Genomic DNA, 16,145 nt, shown 5'->3' with positions numbered 1-16,145 from the left:
TAGGGAAACTACGCAAATACAAAAAAAGACACCTGAGCGGCGTCTTCTTAGTGTCTTCTGATGATTTCGCATTACATGAGGCTGTCTATTAGGTCAATTTTTGACCACAGTTTGGACAAAAGTTGGCTCCTTCTGTCTTCGTACCACAGTTCGGGCAGAAATTCGGCTTTTTCTGGCCTTGATCTGCAGAGGATGATGCCGCAGGCTTAACGTTTGAATTTTCAGAAGCAGCGGATTTCTCGTTAGATTCTATATTTTTCATCATCTGATTTGCTGCATTCATTCCCACTTGTATTCCAATCATGTCTGCAGCTGTACTGCCGCCTTTGAGGTTGCCGGACGCAATCCCATCAGTGATACTAACTTGCTGATATTTTTGCAGATTACCGATCATTTCATGAGAAGCAGTCTTCGTAATCATGTCTTGGATTTCTTTTGGATAGTTAAAACTCATCACCTGAAACCCGGTAATCGTCATCCCATTATTCATCACTTGCATATCCAAATCTTCCTGAATTCCTCTTGCGATTTCAGATGCATTGGCCTGCAAGTTAAACATATCCTTACCTTCGCGGCTAATCCATTTCATTAAGAGCTGATCCAGCACAGAAGTAATCCGAATCTTAACGTCCTCTACAAGATAACTGTTCTTTACCCCAGCAATTTTATCAATAAGTGTCACATAATCATTTACTTTGAAATTGAACGTACCGTTCGCACGGATTGGCATTCCGCCCGGCAGCTGCGGGGTTGGGATTAGAATAGGATTCTGCGTCCCCCATCTGACAGTGAATTCTTTTGTATTGACGAAGAGTACTTCCACTCTCATCCCACTGTTAAAGCCAAACTTAAACCCTTTCAGTGTAGACAGGAATGGAACAATGTCAGATTCAATGCTATACTCCCCTTCTTCTTGAAAAATTCCTTCAATTTTTCCGTTGTGAATAAAGATCGCATCTTGCCCGGACCGGATCAGGAGCTTACTTCCTTTTTTAATTTCTCTATTGCTCCACTTCCAGAAAATCATATCATCTCTGAACTCTTCCCACTCGACTACGTTTGCAAATTGTTTTTTGAAAAAAGACATGTATTCTCATTCCTTCCGTTTAGAACGATCCTCTGCTTCCGCTATGCGAGTGGCCGCCTTTACTGATTCCTCCACCACCGCCGCCACCAGGACCGCCATTATTATTATTCCGTTCAATCTTGCGTTTGGTCACTGTTGTTCTCAGATACCGATCTTGACGATCCAGTATGCCTGATGCACTTGCATCTTCATATGTCTGCCGGTTCACCGTGATACGTCCCCCAGAGCGATAAGCCATCACCCCGACAACTAGAGCGCCGATCCCCAAAGAAACGGCCAGTTGAAACCAAATATTAAATAAAACTCCTGGACGGTGTTCCATAAACTCATAGACGGTTAGAACATAATTCTCAAATGCAAGTTCATAATTTCCATAACTTAGATCAGGACTGATCTTGGTTCGTATTTGGTCTAGTCTGCTGTCATTAAGATAATCCAGCCCTTTATAAAATCCAGCGATATATACGTCTGTATTGTACATATCCAGTGTCAAAATAACGGCATTCCCATGCGGCTTATCATATCCGGGAGCATGCTCATCATAGAAGTCTTCTGTCAAAATCATAACATCTACATCTTCTTCATTTAATGTTGTATAGATGATAATATCCGTGTTCCGCTCGGCCCCATACGCATTGGCCATGGTATTGAGTCTGTCTGCTTGCGCCTGAGTTAATAGCCCTGCTTCATCGTAGATTAACTGTTTCTCCGCAGCTATAGAACTTGATTCAGCAGCTCCCGCTAGGTCAAGAGGAGCAATAACGAAAATAACGAAAAAAATCAGGAGAAAAGATAGGATCGCTTTCATTTTTTTCACCAAAATCCTCCTCCCATTATCCAGGAAATCAGTTTCAGCGATAAAAAGGAAATACCCGAGATTCCTGCAAACCAAGCACTTACTTTCCCTTTGCTAATCGGAGGTTTGCCCACCACTTTACCTGTCTGTCCGTTCATCGCAAATGTATGCTCTGCCTTATTATAATCATATTGCACCATCCATACCGGAAGCAGGACATAATCGGCACGTGCTAAGGTTGTATCGATCTGCTTATCCGTGAAACTTACCGTGGCATAACCAGAAGCCGAAGACTGAATGTAAGAATCGATATACTTACGAATCTTTTCCTTTGCCCGCGGCAGCAGCTCTGATTCATCGTAGCTGTATTTTTCGGCAATAAACCCGGCAAGATAAGGGGATTTAAAGCTTTTTAGCTGACCGTATGGGAAAGGTTCAAGCTTTTCCATCAGTTCATCATTCATTTTCTCTGCCGCGTCAATCGGTACATTCTCGTAATTGAGCCGGATCTTACGATATACCTCAAAATGCATCGTTTCCGTATAATGATAATCTCCTCTTGTGTAACTCCTCACTTTTGTACCCAGTCCACGGACTTCAATGTGATTATGTAATCCATATAACCAGAAAGGCACGTAGATTCCGGTAATTCCTTTAATTCGATCCGCTGTCATAAAACCACTTGGCGTAAGCAGTCCATTTCGGCACCATTTTCGAAAAGCTTGTATTGCTTCTTCTTTGCTAATCGAAAATGGAATAATCTTTGCCGGGGCCAGTTCTCCCGTAAGCCGGTCGCCAAGCACAACAGAGGAACCACAGAAACTGCATACCGTAGCTGCTGTTTCTGCCTCTGTCATGATGACCGCGCCGCAGCTAGTGCAGTGGTATTCACTTACTTCATTTTCGGTAAACACATTTCTGGTTAAAGGATCCGTAATTCCCTCAATATTATCGTCACGACCACAACTCGGACAATGCAGCATTCCTGACTCACTGTCAAACACCATGCTGGTTCCGCAGTTCGGACATTTATATTCGATGACTGGCATATGTTCACCTCACTACCCATCCAAGAATTTATGACTTCTTGTTGTTGAGTTTATCTTTAATCATGGCAAGTTCCTCTTCTGCATTCCTAATCGAACTGTTATTGTTCTCCCTCTCCAACTGAGCAATAAGTTCATCGAGATCGTCCTTCGGTTGCTCTCTAAGTTCAGCAATAGCCATGGCTTCATCATATGCTTTATTAACCTTTTCTTCGATTACATCGAACACAGAGCCGCTAACATCCGCATTTGAGCCCATCGCATTTAATTTCTGCTGAGCAGCCGTAGCAGCTATCTTTCCGTTTAATTCTGCATGTCGTTTCTCTAGGACGTTAAGATCAGAGCTCAGTTTATCGTGCATCTGCTTCATATTTTTCTTGTTAGAGGAAGCACGTTCATATGCAGATTCCAGATCACCTAATTTCTCTGCTTGTGCTGCCTTACGGTCTAGAAACTGCAATGCTTGCTCCTCGTTTCCGGACTCCACTGCTTTCTCAGCATATCGCTGCAGTTTATTTACTTCTGCTTTTGCCTCATCGAGCGCTCTCTTCGCTCTTTTCTCTTCCGCTGCTACCGACGCTGTTTCTGATTTCACTTTACCTATGTCCATGTTCAGTTGCTTCATATAGTTATTCATCATTTTCTCAGGATCTTCTGCTTTGGTAACCAAATCATGCATATTCGCTTTCATCACGTCTCTGAATCTAGATAGGATACTGATGAATATCTCCTCCTTTTGGAAAGAATCTTTACTCTATAATACATAAAAAAGAATACGAAGGTTTCAATCTAACGAATTTGTTGAAGACACCCTTTTATCTTTTTACTGTCATCTTCATATTTTGCCCAATAAAAAAAACACCATATCGTTGGTGTTCATTACGTCTTAACTATTTTATCAATTTCTTCTTTTAGTAAAAGATATCGATGCACACTTCTATTAATCGGAACCTTGGTTAATTTATTTTTATCTACATACAATTTCATTTGGTCTTTGGATAAGCCCAATAGATTTCCCGCCTCTGAAACCGTAAGCACCTCTTCGGTGTTCGTTGCATTGAATGTCTTTTTCACTTTTAAATTATAATCCTGAAACAAGTGCATACATTTCATCCCTTTCTATCCGTCTGACACCGCATAAAAAAAAGAACACCGAAGCAATGAAATCGGTGCCTTTATAAAGGAAAGAGAGTAAAGCTCTCGTCCCCTTATTTTTTATTTTGGTTCGGACTCGTGTTCATCACAGCTGCAAGCATTCTCTCATCTTTTATCATGCTAGACTGACACTGAGGGCATACGGGAACCTCGGAGAATACGAAGTTATCTCTCATCCATCCTTTGCAATCGTCGTTCGAACAAGACCATACTGCCGTTAACTCCATTGGTACATCTTCCATTGGTTTTCTTCGAGAATTGTACATTCGCATCCCTCTTTCTGTATCTGAATAGGTTATATAAATAAAAATGCCCCAAACGATACGTTTGAGGCATAAGACTCTTAATTAGAGTTTTACAACATTTTCAGCTTGTGGACCGCGTTGGCCTTGTGTGATATTGAATTCAACACGTTGACCTTCGTCCAAAGATTTGAATCCGTCTCCAGTGATTGCGCTGAAGTGTACGAATACGTCGCTTCCGCCTTCAACCTCGATGAAGCCAAATCCTTTTTCTGCGTTAAACCATTTTACTGTTCCTGTTTCCATTGTTATTACCACCTAATTTTTAAATTTACATGAAATTCTTACCTTAAAATAAAAATACACATAGGGTACAAGGTTATTATTAAAGAATAACCCTCTACGCTATGTGGATTCGTTAGGTCAATACTTCAATAAACTTAGTATAGCACATCTCCGAACATTTAGCTACATATATTATAAATGTATAAAATGGAAAAGAAGCAGCCCACCCCTTTCTTCATCTATATAGCAAAAAGTCTGCAGAGATCCTCATTGTTCTAGAAGGACCATATCTACAGACTTTTTAGCCAAAAATAAGTGTTTTTCGCTGATTATACCTGCTTAAATTCTATCCAGTCGATATGCATACCAGGCTTAATATGTTCAAACTTCATCTCGTAAAGTCCTGCTTCCAGCTCTACCTTAGCTTGTTTCAGCTTGATCCATCTGCCTTCTGTACCATTCGTCTGAATGGTCGTTGCTACTTGATCATTCAGAATCAGATTGCAGGCACTTTGTGACAGCTCCCCATCTGGAGACATCAAGCCGGCAAACATACGATATACGCCTGACTCATTCACTTTGATGATGGTTGAGCCAGATGGAGTCACTTTTATCTGCTCATCTTGCCCGATCACTTGAGCCTCTTCTGCTTGCAGAGAAGCATCTGCCTTACATGTTTCGATTTTTTCCTGAATAACTTGCTCTCTAGAAAATACAAGTGCTTGCATTAAGAATCCACAGATATTCATTGCATTACGCTGTAACTCACCACGGGTAAGAGTACCATTATCAAGTGACTCTATTGTGTTGTCTCCCCAGGCATTTGTTTCAGCTCCGTAATTACTAACGACCATATATAGATCGTTTTGAGCACGCGCCATGTGATTGGTATATTTACGATCAGCCGGTCCCCCGTCTACGACATCGTTCATTACAGCCCACCAATCCGTCATTACGATCCCTTTGAAACCCCACTCACCGCGAAGAATCGTCGTATTCAGATCATAATTCGATGCTGCCCAATGTCCGTTGACCGGATTATACGAAGTCATAATTGAATTCGCTCCGCCTTCTTTTACTGCAATTTCGAATCCTTTAAGATAGATTTCTCGCAAAGCCCGCTCAGATACAACCGCATCCACTTTCGTACGGTATTTCTCCTGGTTGTTGCAGGCAAAGTGTTTCAGCGTTGCTAGCGAACCGCCCTTGCGAAGCCCGCGGGTACAAGCTGATGCAAACAAGCCGGAGACCAGTGGATCTTCTGAGAAATATTCAAAGTTACGTCCATTTAGCGGACTACGACGAATATTAAGTCCGGGTCCGAGCAACGTATCAATATTGTTACGCACCAGCTCCTTACCTTCCAAAACATATAATTCTTCTACTAAATCCGTATCCCATGTTGCGGCAAGCAATGTTCCAATCGCAACCTGAGTTGCCTGCTGCCCACTGTCCATTCGGATTCCCGAAGGGCCGTCAGATGTACAGCCGACTGGAATACCATAGCTAAGAAGACTGTCGCTTACACCGCCAAAAGCAGATGCTGTTCCCGGTGTAACGAGCGGGCTGCTCATGCCTTCTCCTCTAATAATAGCTGCTAAATCTTGATCACTAAGTTGAGCGATAAAAGCTTCCATGCTGACTTTCTGCTCATGTACGTCACTCAGCTTATAACCTTGGTCTCCTATTTGATCCCATGTTTTCGGTAAATTGGCTTCAATTCGATCTGCTAAAGAAATTTGGCGGGTAGGAACTTCAGCCTCTGCCAATTCATAAATCCCATCTTCTTTGCGAACGCCTGGCTTCATTCTTTTGAATTTCTCTGTTGGTGCCATCGCTTCTTGCAGCTGTTCAACGACAATAAGTTCCTCAATATGATAGCCATTCTGTCCATCCACCGATACTTTTTCTACCTGTTTTACACTTGTGCCAACATAAAATAAATAACTTCCTTCTTCTAAAACATAAGCAGATGGGAATCCCGTTACCCCGCTGTCATCATACGAAGCCATTGAATTCACAGGGAATTGCAACGTCAAACGTTCGGATTCACCCGGCTGAACGATTTTTGTTTTTGCAAAAGCAGCAAGCGCTTTGGCCGGCTTTCCGAGTTTCCCTTGAGGCGCTTCATAGTAGACTTGTACTGTCTCTTTGCCTGCATAGGTATCCCCGGTATTAGTTACAGTTACCTCAAGCTCAATATACTTTAATCCGTCTTTTGTGATCTGCTTAGCTTCTTCAGGCTTTACCTCGAAAGTGGTATAAGACAAGCCATACCCAAATTCAAATTGAACCTTATCTGGACAGAACGTCTCAAAGTAGCGGTAACCTACATAAATATCTTCTTCATAAAGGTTCTTAAATTCATTGCCGTAATTCTTTGTGGATGGGTAATCTTCAATAGAGTAAGCAATCGTATCCGTTAATTTCCCGCTTGGCGTCACTTCACCAACCAGCACGTCCGCAATTGCATTTCCGCCTTCCATTCCGCCCTGCCAAGCGTAAATTACGCTTGAGATCGGATGAACAAAAGTCTTCTCACTCAGCCAGCTCATATCAATAATATTGGATACGTTTAGTACGACAATCGTCTGCTCGAAATGAGTTGTAACGATCTTTAGCATTGCTTTTTCATCATCTGTCAGCTGATAACTTCCTTGCTCGTCTGCATTATCTTGATCTTCCCCAGCGGTACGACCGATGACGATAATCGCTTTCGCTGATTTCTGTCTTGCAGCAGCGACGAGGTCATCGGTTAAAGGCATTTCTTGCTGATGCCAAGGCTCTGCAGCCCAGCCGCCTCCACCATTATCAAATGGATTCTCTTCAATCCATTTCTCGTATACCGATGCCAGTTCTTCATTAATGCTAATTTGTGCTTTAGCACGGAGTCCATCCAGCAGATTTGTTGTGTATACAACGTTTACGCTTCCGCCCGATCCTGTACCGCTGCGATAGTAATTTACCTGGGTGCGTCCAAAAACTGAAACGTTTTCGGAAACCTGTATAGGAAGAACTTTCCCCTCATTTTTTAAGAGAACTGCGCCTTCTGCTGCGACTTTTCTACTGAATTCTGCAAACCCTTCTAATGGAACACCAATAAGATCTGAACTCAAATGATTCCCTCCTGGTCTACCTATTCTAGTAATAGGAATATGTATTGTGGTTGATTCGGCATAAATTTAAAATCTAGTATTCTCGGTGAATGTGCTTACACATTTTTTTGAATACGTTTACTTGTTTTTATAGTAACAGATTTCTGAGAAATTAAAAACTTCTATTTTTTACGGTTTTTTCTATGCATCTCTTCTGAATCTTGACACCGAAGTACAGAGATATATATCAGTGATAAAGTTTGCAGCTCTTACGAAAATGCTAATTGAGATGTTCCTCGTTATAACATTAGACGATGACATACATGGAACTTTTCAAACTTTTAAATGTATTTTCCCCTGAAGAACGTATAAACAACAAATAGAGCCATGCCATATGATTATAAGTATGGCTTGGCTCTATTTGTGTCTGAATAAAAGATTAGTAATAAAAAAAGCGCCAAACATAAAGTTTGGCGCTTCGAAACTCAATATTAGAGTTTTACAACATTCTCAGCTTGTGGACCACGTTGGCCTTGTGTGATGTTGAATTCAACACGTTGTCCTTCGTCCAAAGATTTGAAGCCGTCTCCAGTGATTGCGCTGAAATGTACGAATACATCGTCTCCGCCTTCTACTTCGATAAAGCCAAATCCTTTTTCTGCGTTAAACCATTTTACTGTTCCTGTTTCCATTGTTATTACCACCTAATTTTTAAATTTACATGAAATTCTTACCTTACATAAAAATACACATAGGGGACAAGGTTATTGCATTTAAAGAATAACCCTCTACGCTATGCAGATTTCCCTAGGTCAATTACTTCAATAAACTTATTATAGCATATTTCAGAGCAATTAGCTACTAAATGTCCAAGTTATAATGAAAAAATCTAGAAGGGAGCTATTTTCTCATTGGATCTTCGCCTGAATAAGAGGTGCCACTCATTTAGATGAGTGTACCTTCGCTTTATTTTTATACAACTTACTATGATGGATCCCAGTTATTAATTCCACCGATATAGTTCATGACTTTATAACCTTTGCGAAGGATCATTTTCATCTCTTCACGCCGTTTTTCTCTCGTTTCTTCTTGTTTTGAACTGTAATAGAAATAACGTGCCTAGTCCCTGCAGCAGCCATGGGGAGTATAGACTGGTAGAAGGTAAGTAAATCTGGGGTATCTAAGAGTCCCTTATGAAACTTGGTGTGAATTAAAGGTAATCACTTAAGCAAAAAAGAGATATTCACCTGTCTAAATGCTAATTCATTGATTCATGATCAGACAATTTACCAAGGCATCTAACGAATTCATGTTCAGCACAAAAAGAAATATAAGCTCATATGTATAATAATCTCTAAGCTCTGTATCATATGTATCATACCCTGTTAAGTCAGCTAAATAGTAGAGCCCTCCGGGTATTAAAAATTGCAACTTCTGCGACTTTATTGTACATAAATTAAATTACAGATATTAAATTGTGAATTCATTATTTCTACGATGGATTTAGCCATTTATATTCGATAACCCCTCCTTTGTTATGTCTATATTAGAGCACAAAGCGCATAAATCCCTTTTGTTGCGATGTGAAAGAAGGTTAGTCGAAATTGCAGGAAATACATTGTAGACAGACCAAAATCCTCTCAAAAAGTTATCACATGTGTGATAACGACTATATAAACCAATAAGATTAGACATTTTGCTGATCTACCTCATTTATCTAGATAGAACTAACTTTAATCGCAAATAAAAAAAGCCCCAAACCTAAGGTTTGGGGCTTTTTAAAGCTAAAATTATAGTTTTACAACATTTTCAGCTTGTGCGCCACGTTGGCCTTGAACGATGTTGAATTCAACACGTTGTCCTTCGTCCAAAGATTTGAAGCCGTCTCCAGTGATTGCGCTGAAATGTACGAATACATCGTCTCCGCCTTCTACTTCGATAAAGCCAAATCCTTTTTCTGCGTTAAACCATTTTACTGTTCCTGTTTCCATTGTTATTACCACCTAATTTTTAAATTTACATGAAATTCTTACCTTAATAAAAATACACATAGGGGACAAGGTTATTATTTTTAAAGAATAACCCTCTACGCTATGTGAATTCGCTAGGTCAATTACTTCAATAAACTTATTATAGCACAGATCAACTCAAAAAGCTACTCCTTAACATAATTGAATGATTTATGTCGCTAAGAAATATGATTTTTAGTGAAATAAATCTATTGCTTACCAATCTATAGCTTATCTTCCTTACTCGAGAATATCCCTTTATTTTCAGAGCTTTTTTTAGATATGTAATTTAATGTATTTGCAAAAGTAGTTCAAGTATTATATATTGTTGATTCATCAAACATTGATGGGTCAAATATTGACGGATCAAATAAAAAGCATATCAGACATAAGAAAGAAGGAATTTACAATGCATAACGTTCAGAAAACAAACGATTTTAATGAAATTACCATGGGACGCCGTTCCATTAAAACATATGATCCAACTGTGAAAATCAGTCGTGAGGAAATGTCAGAAATAATTGCGAAGGCCACACGTGCTCCCTCATCCGTCAATTTACAACCTTGGCGTTTTGTAGTCATCGATAGCGAAGAAGGAAAAGAAACCCTTAGCCATCTCGCAAGATTCAACAAAGATAAAGTCATGAGTTCATCAGCAGTCATTGCTGTTTTTGCAGATATGAATAACTTCGAATATTTAGAAGAAATTTATGAAAAAGCGGCTGAGCTGGGGTATATGCCTAACGAGGTGAAAGAGCAGCAGATGAACGCCATTAGTCAATTTTATAAAGTCATGCCGGAATCAGCACTAAGAGATACCAACATACTAGATGCTGGTCTTGTATCCATGCAGCTTATGCTGGTTGCACGTGCACACGGCTATGACACCAATGCTATTGGTGGTTATGAGAAGGATCAGATCGCTGAAGTGTACGGCCTTGATAAAGATCGTTATTTACCGATCATGCTTATAACCATTGGCAAAGCAGCCAGCGAAGGATTTGAATCCTACCGCCTGCCTGTGGAGACGGTAACCACTTGGAGATAAGAAGACCTAGGTCTATCATTAGTAATTGTGGTAGTCGATAACAATAAATCCAGCCTTTACTTGCTCATCTATTTAGTTTTTGTAAACTGAGCTGTGAGCTTGTAAAAAGCTGTTCTTTATATAAAACCTCGTTCCCTGTTTCATCAGGAAGCGGGGTTTTTGTGAAGGAATCAAAATTATATAGATCCCACCACAACCTTTTACTAGAGAGTCGTATATGTAATTAAAAATAAAAAAAGCTCCAAACCTAAGGTTTGGAGCTTTTTAAAGCTAAAATTATAGTTTTACAACATTTTCAGCTTGTGCGCCACGTTGGCCTTGAACGATGTTGAATTCAACACGTTGTCCTTCGTCCAAAGATTTGAAGCCGTCTCCAGTGATTGCGCTGAAATGTACGAATACATCGTCTCCGCCTTCTACTTCGATAAAGCCAAATCCTTTTTCTGCGTTAAACCATTTTACTGTTCCTGTTTCCATTGTTATTACCACCTAATTTTTAAATTTACATGAAATTCTTACCTTACATAAAAATACACATAGGGGACAAGGTTATTATTTTTAGAAGAATAACCCTCTACGCTATGCGAATTTTTTCAGGTCAACAATTCAATAAACTTAGTATAGCACAGATCCATCTGAAAAGCTACTCTTAATAAAAAAACATGATAATCCAACATCTAAAAATTACAATAGATACTTGCTGATAAAGCATTAAACTTAGGCACGAATAGTTATCCCTTCCCCCACACATAATATATTTTACAAACTATTGCATTTATTAAGGAGGACCAATCAATTGAGCCCAAACCAACCTGACAAAAATCTGGTTAACGAAGTAAATGATTTGGAATCAACACCTGTAAACAGCCTGGATGCTCAGCAACAACAGCAGGCCCGTAATGATCGCCGGAAACAATCGCAACATGATGACAACGGTAAGCATAAGGAAAGCTATCACTAGTTAAGAACCTATGAGTGTATACAAAAAAAGGACCAAGCACCTGCTTGGTTCTTTTTACTGAGCATTAATATGGATTCTTTAATCATCTCTTAGAGCCATTGATCCCAGTTATCTATATTTGTTAGAAGCTAAGTAGAGCTACGTTATAATCTCTTTGCAAATTCATTCAACTGTTCTGACATCCGATCAACTTCTTCAATAAAATCAGATACCTGGCGGGACGATGTTGCTTGCCGTTCAACAATAGCGGTCATTTGTTCAATGGATACACGCATTTCGCTAATCGCCTCTTCAAATGTTTTCAGTGTAGTTTGAATCACATTCGTGGATTTAAGCGATTCCTTAGATAATTTGCGTATCTCACTCGCTACAACACCAAATCCTCTTCCTAAATCTCCTGCATGAGCTGCTTCAATTGCCGCATTAATTCCAAGCAAATTTGTTTGGTCTGCCACTCTTTTAACAAATGTTACAACTTTATCAGTTTCTTTCACCTGTTCTACCGTCTGATGGGCCAACGTAAGCAACTGCTGAGCAGAAACGGCTAATTTCGATGAATCTTCTGCCACTTCTGAGATTTGTTTGTTGGCTTGTGTTAGTGAAAGCGAAATTTGATCCGCAATGGCTATTAACTCACTTTGTTTACGTAGCTGAATAGCTATACCGCCAATGACATGGCCACTTGAATTGTGGAGCGGTATGGCCGTCCCTATAAATTCAAAACCATAAAAGGAGGCAGGTACCTCTGCCTTTAATGCTTCATTATCCCGAATTGCCTGCTTAAGCGGTTCTTCGCTATGCAAAGATTGCCCGACGCAGATCTCCAAGTTAATGTCTTCTCCAGGCCAATAGGCGATAAATTTCTCTGTATCACAAATGGCAATCGATAGTTCAGCAGGAACTGCTGCCTTTAAGATTGGAATCATGGTAATCAGAGCGTCCAAGGACTCAATGGTGTTCATTGTATGACTCTCCTCAATGCGTAGTTATGTATTAAAACTTAGTTCGATCTAGTAAAACGAGTAGATATCACTAACCGTTTAATTCTACCCTAGTTGGTTAATTATGTAAATAATTATAAAAGAAATAAAAAAAGACCACCTACACAGTGGCCTCCCTCATTTTAGTATCCTTCTCGAATTCGTTGTTTACGCATCCACTGAGTCGCTACCCACTTTTCACCGCGGATAACGGCCTGTCCACTATGCAAAGTTAATTCGTTTAATTCCTGATTGTTATAAAAATATTCAAAGTAAATCGCAGAACCTTTCACTGGTTTCATGGTAATACCTAACCTTGGAAGAGTGGTTTCCCCTCCTTCTTCTACATCATTTAAATATATAATTAATGTACTGATTCGATTGTTCTGATTAGAAGGACTACTAGCTCCAAAAAAATCATAATGTTCTTTAAACTCTTGCCCAGGTTCGTAATGCAATACCTGTAGTCCTTCTGCATGTGTAATAGGTACATGCATTAAATTTGATATACGATTTTCTATTTCGGTTATTAAAGGGCTTTCATTTTCTTCAAAAAACATACCGCTGCTCGTCCGAATTTGACTTTCTTCTTTATTCGCGAGTTTTGATTTTGTAAGACGTAAGGCAGCAGAATCAATAAACATCTGACATTCCTCATCATTTAATACCTGATCAAATTTCATTACTAAAGGTTCTTCATGTAGAACAGTGGCAGTAATCATGTGATTATCAATAGAATAGACGGATTGAATGGGTAAGATCGAAACTTCCTTTTTCATAATTGAATCAACCTCTCTATTATCACTTACAATGTCCAAAAATAAGAACCTATAACTAAAGAATGGCAATTTACATTTATTTCAAATATATTATAGGAACAGCTCGCGTATAGGAATATACTTCAACACATATTTTTTACACTATGTTATATATATCAAAAAAAAGACCTTTTATACTAGACTGGAAAAAAGGTCTTACATATTTATCTTATAAGAGCGTTCAAAGTAGTCAGCGATTCAATTCCATTATTATAATAACAATTTACTACTACTACATCACATCCAAAATCAACAATTCCTTATGTAAACTGCCTTTGTATTAATTCCTTTGCCCAATTCTCTACTTCTTTATTGCCTTCTATTATAAACTCTTGCCCTCTACCTACCGAGTTCAATATACAAATGTTAATTGCATTTTCCCAGACTCTTTTCCCCGACTTACTCAATATATTCTCATGGTAACTCATCTTTGTGCCCATGCTCGGATGAAAAAAGTTAGGTAATTTCCAACCCGATCGTTTCCGTTGTCCTTGAGTCGATAAGATGCGGGCTTGGATATCCCCCAGCAGATGAGTCAAAACCGTTCCTGCTCAGAATTACTTTCATCGATCGTTCACTCCTATAAATTGATAACCTTGTAAAAAGGGCAGTACGATGTTTGCAGAGGCTACTTACGGAAAGGTAAATTACCCTAATCATATGTTGGATGTACAAAAAACATACTGCATAAATTTATCAATATCAGGACTTCGGTAATCAACCATGAATGCAGAACAAGTCAGGACCACTCGTAAAAATAAAATGACCCCAAAAGTTAGACATTTACTAACCTTTGGGGTGCAGTTGATGAGGTGGTTTTAAATTATCGACATCATTCTATCTATAGGTAGCGCGAATAAAATTAACATTCAATAAAGCTAGATCTTGCTTCAACAACTCCCTAATTCTATCTTGAATATTCTCGCGAATATTCTTTGCTTTCTTTTAAATGAACAATATCATGGCCCGTAGGATTTTGGAAGGCACGAAGTCCAAAGGTCGGCGCAACCGCAAAGATATGATCGAAGATATCAGCCTGAACTGATTCATATACCGCCCAGTTGATATCATTGCTAAACGCGTAGATTTCCAGCGGCAGCCCGTTATCGCCAGGAGCTAACTGTCTGACAATTAGTGTCATATCCTTATGGATTTTAGGGTGATTCATCAGATATTGGTGAATGTATTCTCGGAATACACCTATATTCGTAAGCTGCCTGCCATTCACCTTACTCTCCGTATTAATCTCGTGTTCCATATTATAAATATTAATTTCATCCAATCTCCTCGTGACATAATCAGTGAGATAGTCTATCTTCTGAAGTTCCTCAATCATTTCCTCTGTACAAAAAGAGATACTGCTTGTATCAATATTGATACTCCGCTTAATTCTTCTGCCGCCAGCTGCTTGCATACCTCTCCAGTTTTTGAATGAATCTGAAATAAGGGCGTAGCTAGGAATCATGGTGATTGTCTTATCAAAGTTCATGACCATTACCGTATTGAGAGTAATATCAATTACATCACCGTTCGCATCATACTTAGGCATTTCAATCCAGTCGCCTACACGTACCATATCATTCGAGGATAATTGAACGCCTGCGACGAGGCCTAAGATGGAGTCCTTAAAAACTAACATTAGAACAGCCGATAACGCACCAAATCCGCTGAGAATGATCAAAGGATTCTGTCCAATAAGGCTTGATATCACTAAAATTGTAGCGATAATATAAAGTAAGATCTTTACCACCTGGATATATCCTTTGATCGGTCTGATCTTAGAAACCTCAAATGTACGATAAATTGCTTCAATAGCATTAAGCAGCGCACTAAACACCGTGGTGGTTACCATAATCATATAAATAATTGCCAGCTTCTTAATCAAAATTTCATACGACGGAAAGATTGTTGCAGAAGAATAGATAATGATGGCTGGCACAAGATGCGACAGTTTATGGAACACTTTTTTCTCCAAAATAATATTGTCCCACGTATACCGATTGTTATTAATGATATGAATAATCGTCTTCAGCACGATTTTTTTGGTGATGAAATTGGCTAGAATGCAGACCATCGCTATAAAAACAGCCATAATCAAGTTAGATAGATAACCAACCGTAGCTTCACTTATTCCATATCCGTCTAATTGATTTCTGATAAATTCCATTATTTCCTCCTGACTATTTGTAGATTAGCCTAATATTATAGTGTAGTTTTGAAACCTAAGCAAATACAAATGCTTTCTGTTAAGGCTGTTAAAAAACAAAGGCGAATGCCCTTTTTTCTTAAGGAACTTCGCCTAGTTCAATAATTTTGTATTCTAACGACACCCATCTACTGAAAATTCAAAAAGCAGACCTCTTCCATAACGGGTGGCTGTTCCGTCCATTGAGATTTAAGACGGTGAACCAGAGAATCAAAAACACTTAAATCCACACATCTCCATACGGAGCACTCTTGTAAAATCCTTATACTTCTAGTCCCTAAAATAGGTAATCAAAACATCGAAACTTCTATCTTTATATACAAAAAAAAGCCTAGTTATATAACCAGACTTGAATAAAAAATTGAAGCGGGTGATGGGAATCGAACCCACGCTATCAGCTTGGAAGGCTGAAGTTCT

General features: G+C 39.2%; 17 protein-coding genes. 2 read left to right on the top strand and 15 right to left on the bottom strand.

Translation table 11 applies throughout. The features are described from left to right. Positions 1 to 88 precede the first annotated feature (88 nt). The 10 genes from GQY27_RS18830 to GQY27_RS18785 form a co-directional block, all read right to left on the bottom strand. On the bottom strand, positions 89 to 1,087 hold the full coding sequence (locus GQY27_RS18830) for an SPFH domain-containing protein (protein WP_160036798.1): 999 nt from the start codon (positions 1,085 to 1,087) through the stop codon (positions 89 to 91). 19 nt (positions 1,088 to 1,106) lie between these two features. Continuing rightward, positions 1,107 to 1,904, bottom strand: coding sequence for a TPM domain-containing protein (locus GQY27_RS18825; RefSeq protein ID WP_160036797.1), 798 nt, complete (start codon positions 1,902 to 1,904; stop codon positions 1,107 to 1,109). After that, positions 1,901 to 2,932 carry a TFIIB-type zinc ribbon-containing protein gene (locus tag GQY27_RS18820; RefSeq protein ID WP_160036796.1) on the bottom strand — a complete coding sequence of 344 codons (1,032 nt, stop codon included), beginning with the start codon at positions 2,930 to 2,932 and terminating at the stop codon, positions 1,901 to 1,903. Before GQY27_RS18820 ends, GQY27_RS18825 begins: the two co-directional genes overlap by 4 nt. A 28-nt stretch (positions 2,933 to 2,960) precedes the next feature. Then, positions 2,961 to 3,650 carry a PspA/IM30 family protein gene (locus tag GQY27_RS18815; RefSeq protein ID WP_160036817.1) on the bottom strand — a complete coding sequence of 230 codons (690 nt, stop codon included), beginning with the start codon at positions 3,648 to 3,650 and terminating at the stop codon, positions 2,961 to 2,963. Positions 3,651 to 3,808: 158 nt separating this feature from the next. Then, positions 3,809 to 4,033, bottom strand: a complete 225-nt coding sequence (locus tag GQY27_RS18810; protein WP_160036795.1) for a DNA-binding protein — start codon at positions 4,031 to 4,033, stop codon at positions 3,809 to 3,811. 104 nt (positions 4,034 to 4,137) lie between these two features. Then, positions 4,138 to 4,350, bottom strand: a complete 213-nt coding sequence (locus GQY27_RS18805) for a cold-shock protein (RefSeq protein ID WP_160036794.1) — start codon at positions 4,348 to 4,350, stop codon at positions 4,138 to 4,140. 81 nt (positions 4,351 to 4,431) lie between these two features. Further along, complete coding sequence (locus tag GQY27_RS18800) at positions 4,432 to 4,632, bottom strand: cold-shock protein (RefSeq protein WP_160036793.1); 201 nt, start codon at positions 4,630 to 4,632, stop codon at positions 4,432 to 4,434. A 308-nt stretch (positions 4,633 to 4,940) separates the two neighbouring features. Then, complete coding sequence (locus GQY27_RS18795) at positions 4,941 to 7,727, bottom strand: glycoside hydrolase family 3 protein (RefSeq protein WP_160036792.1); 2,787 nt, start codon at positions 7,725 to 7,727, stop codon at positions 4,941 to 4,943. A 470-nt stretch (positions 7,728 to 8,197) separates the two neighbouring features. Continuing rightward, positions 8,198 to 8,398, bottom strand: a complete 201-nt coding sequence (locus GQY27_RS18790) for a cold-shock protein (protein ID WP_160036791.1) — start codon at positions 8,396 to 8,398, stop codon at positions 8,198 to 8,200. A gap of 1,098 nt (positions 8,399 to 9,496) precedes the next feature. Then, positions 9,497 to 9,697: a cold-shock protein gene (locus tag GQY27_RS18785; RefSeq protein ID WP_160036789.1), complete on the bottom strand. Its 201-nt coding sequence runs from the start codon at positions 9,695 to 9,697 to the stop codon at positions 9,497 to 9,499. A 427-nt stretch (positions 9,698 to 10,124) separates the two neighbouring features. Here GQY27_RS18785 and GQY27_RS18780 point away from each other — a divergent pair, with 427 nt between their 5' ends. Beyond that, positions 10,125 to 10,763 carry a nitroreductase family protein gene (locus tag GQY27_RS18780; protein ID WP_160036790.1) on the top strand — a complete coding sequence of 213 codons (639 nt, stop codon included), beginning with the start codon at positions 10,125 to 10,127 and terminating at the stop codon, positions 10,761 to 10,763. A 276-nt stretch (positions 10,764 to 11,039) separates the two neighbouring features. Here the strand turns inward: GQY27_RS18780 and GQY27_RS18775 are convergent, their stop codons facing one another. Continuing rightward, positions 11,040 to 11,240: a cold-shock protein gene (locus GQY27_RS18775; protein WP_160036789.1), complete on the bottom strand. Its 201-nt coding sequence runs from the start codon at positions 11,238 to 11,240 to the stop codon at positions 11,040 to 11,042. Between the two features lie 319 nt (positions 11,241 to 11,559). Here GQY27_RS18775 and GQY27_RS21560 point away from each other — a divergent pair, with 319 nt between their 5' ends. Further along, the gene (locus tag GQY27_RS21560; protein ID WP_201450759.1) at positions 11,560 to 11,724 is read left to right on the top strand and encodes a hypothetical protein; all 165 of its coding nucleotides are present in this window, start codon (positions 11,560 to 11,562) and stop codon (positions 11,722 to 11,724) included. A 143-nt stretch (positions 11,725 to 11,867) separates the two neighbouring features. Here GQY27_RS21560 and GQY27_RS18770 read toward each other — a convergent pair whose 3' ends face one another. From GQY27_RS18770 to GQY27_RS18755, 4 genes are all read right to left on the bottom strand, one after another. Beyond that, complete coding sequence (locus GQY27_RS18770; protein WP_160036788.1) at positions 11,868 to 12,686, bottom strand: methyl-accepting chemotaxis protein; 819 nt, start codon at positions 12,684 to 12,686, stop codon at positions 11,868 to 11,870. A gap of 161 nt (positions 12,687 to 12,847) precedes the next feature. Then, positions 12,848 to 13,483, bottom strand: a complete 636-nt coding sequence (locus GQY27_RS18765) for a 2OG-Fe(II) oxygenase (protein ID WP_160036787.1) — start codon at positions 13,481 to 13,483, stop codon at positions 12,848 to 12,850. A 299-nt stretch (positions 13,484 to 13,782) separates the two neighbouring features. Then, complete coding sequence (locus GQY27_RS22115; RefSeq protein WP_442950921.1) at positions 13,783 to 14,028, bottom strand: Nmad3 family putative nucleotide modification protein; 246 nt, start codon at positions 14,026 to 14,028, stop codon at positions 13,783 to 13,785. Positions 14,029 to 14,429: 401 nt separating this feature from the next. Further along, entirely contained in the window at positions 14,430 to 15,689 is a 1,260-nt protein-coding gene (locus tag GQY27_RS18755; protein WP_160036785.1) for a mechanosensitive ion channel family protein, read from the bottom strand. Positions 15,690 to 16,145: the final 456 nt, after the last annotated feature.

Source organism: Paenibacillus sp. An7 (assembly GCF_009870785.1).
Classification (GTDB): domain Bacteria; phylum Bacillota; class Bacilli; order Paenibacillales; family Paenibacillaceae; genus Paenibacillus.
Note: the sequence above shows the minus strand (reverse complement) of the source record. Positions and strands in the feature narration are given on the sequence as shown.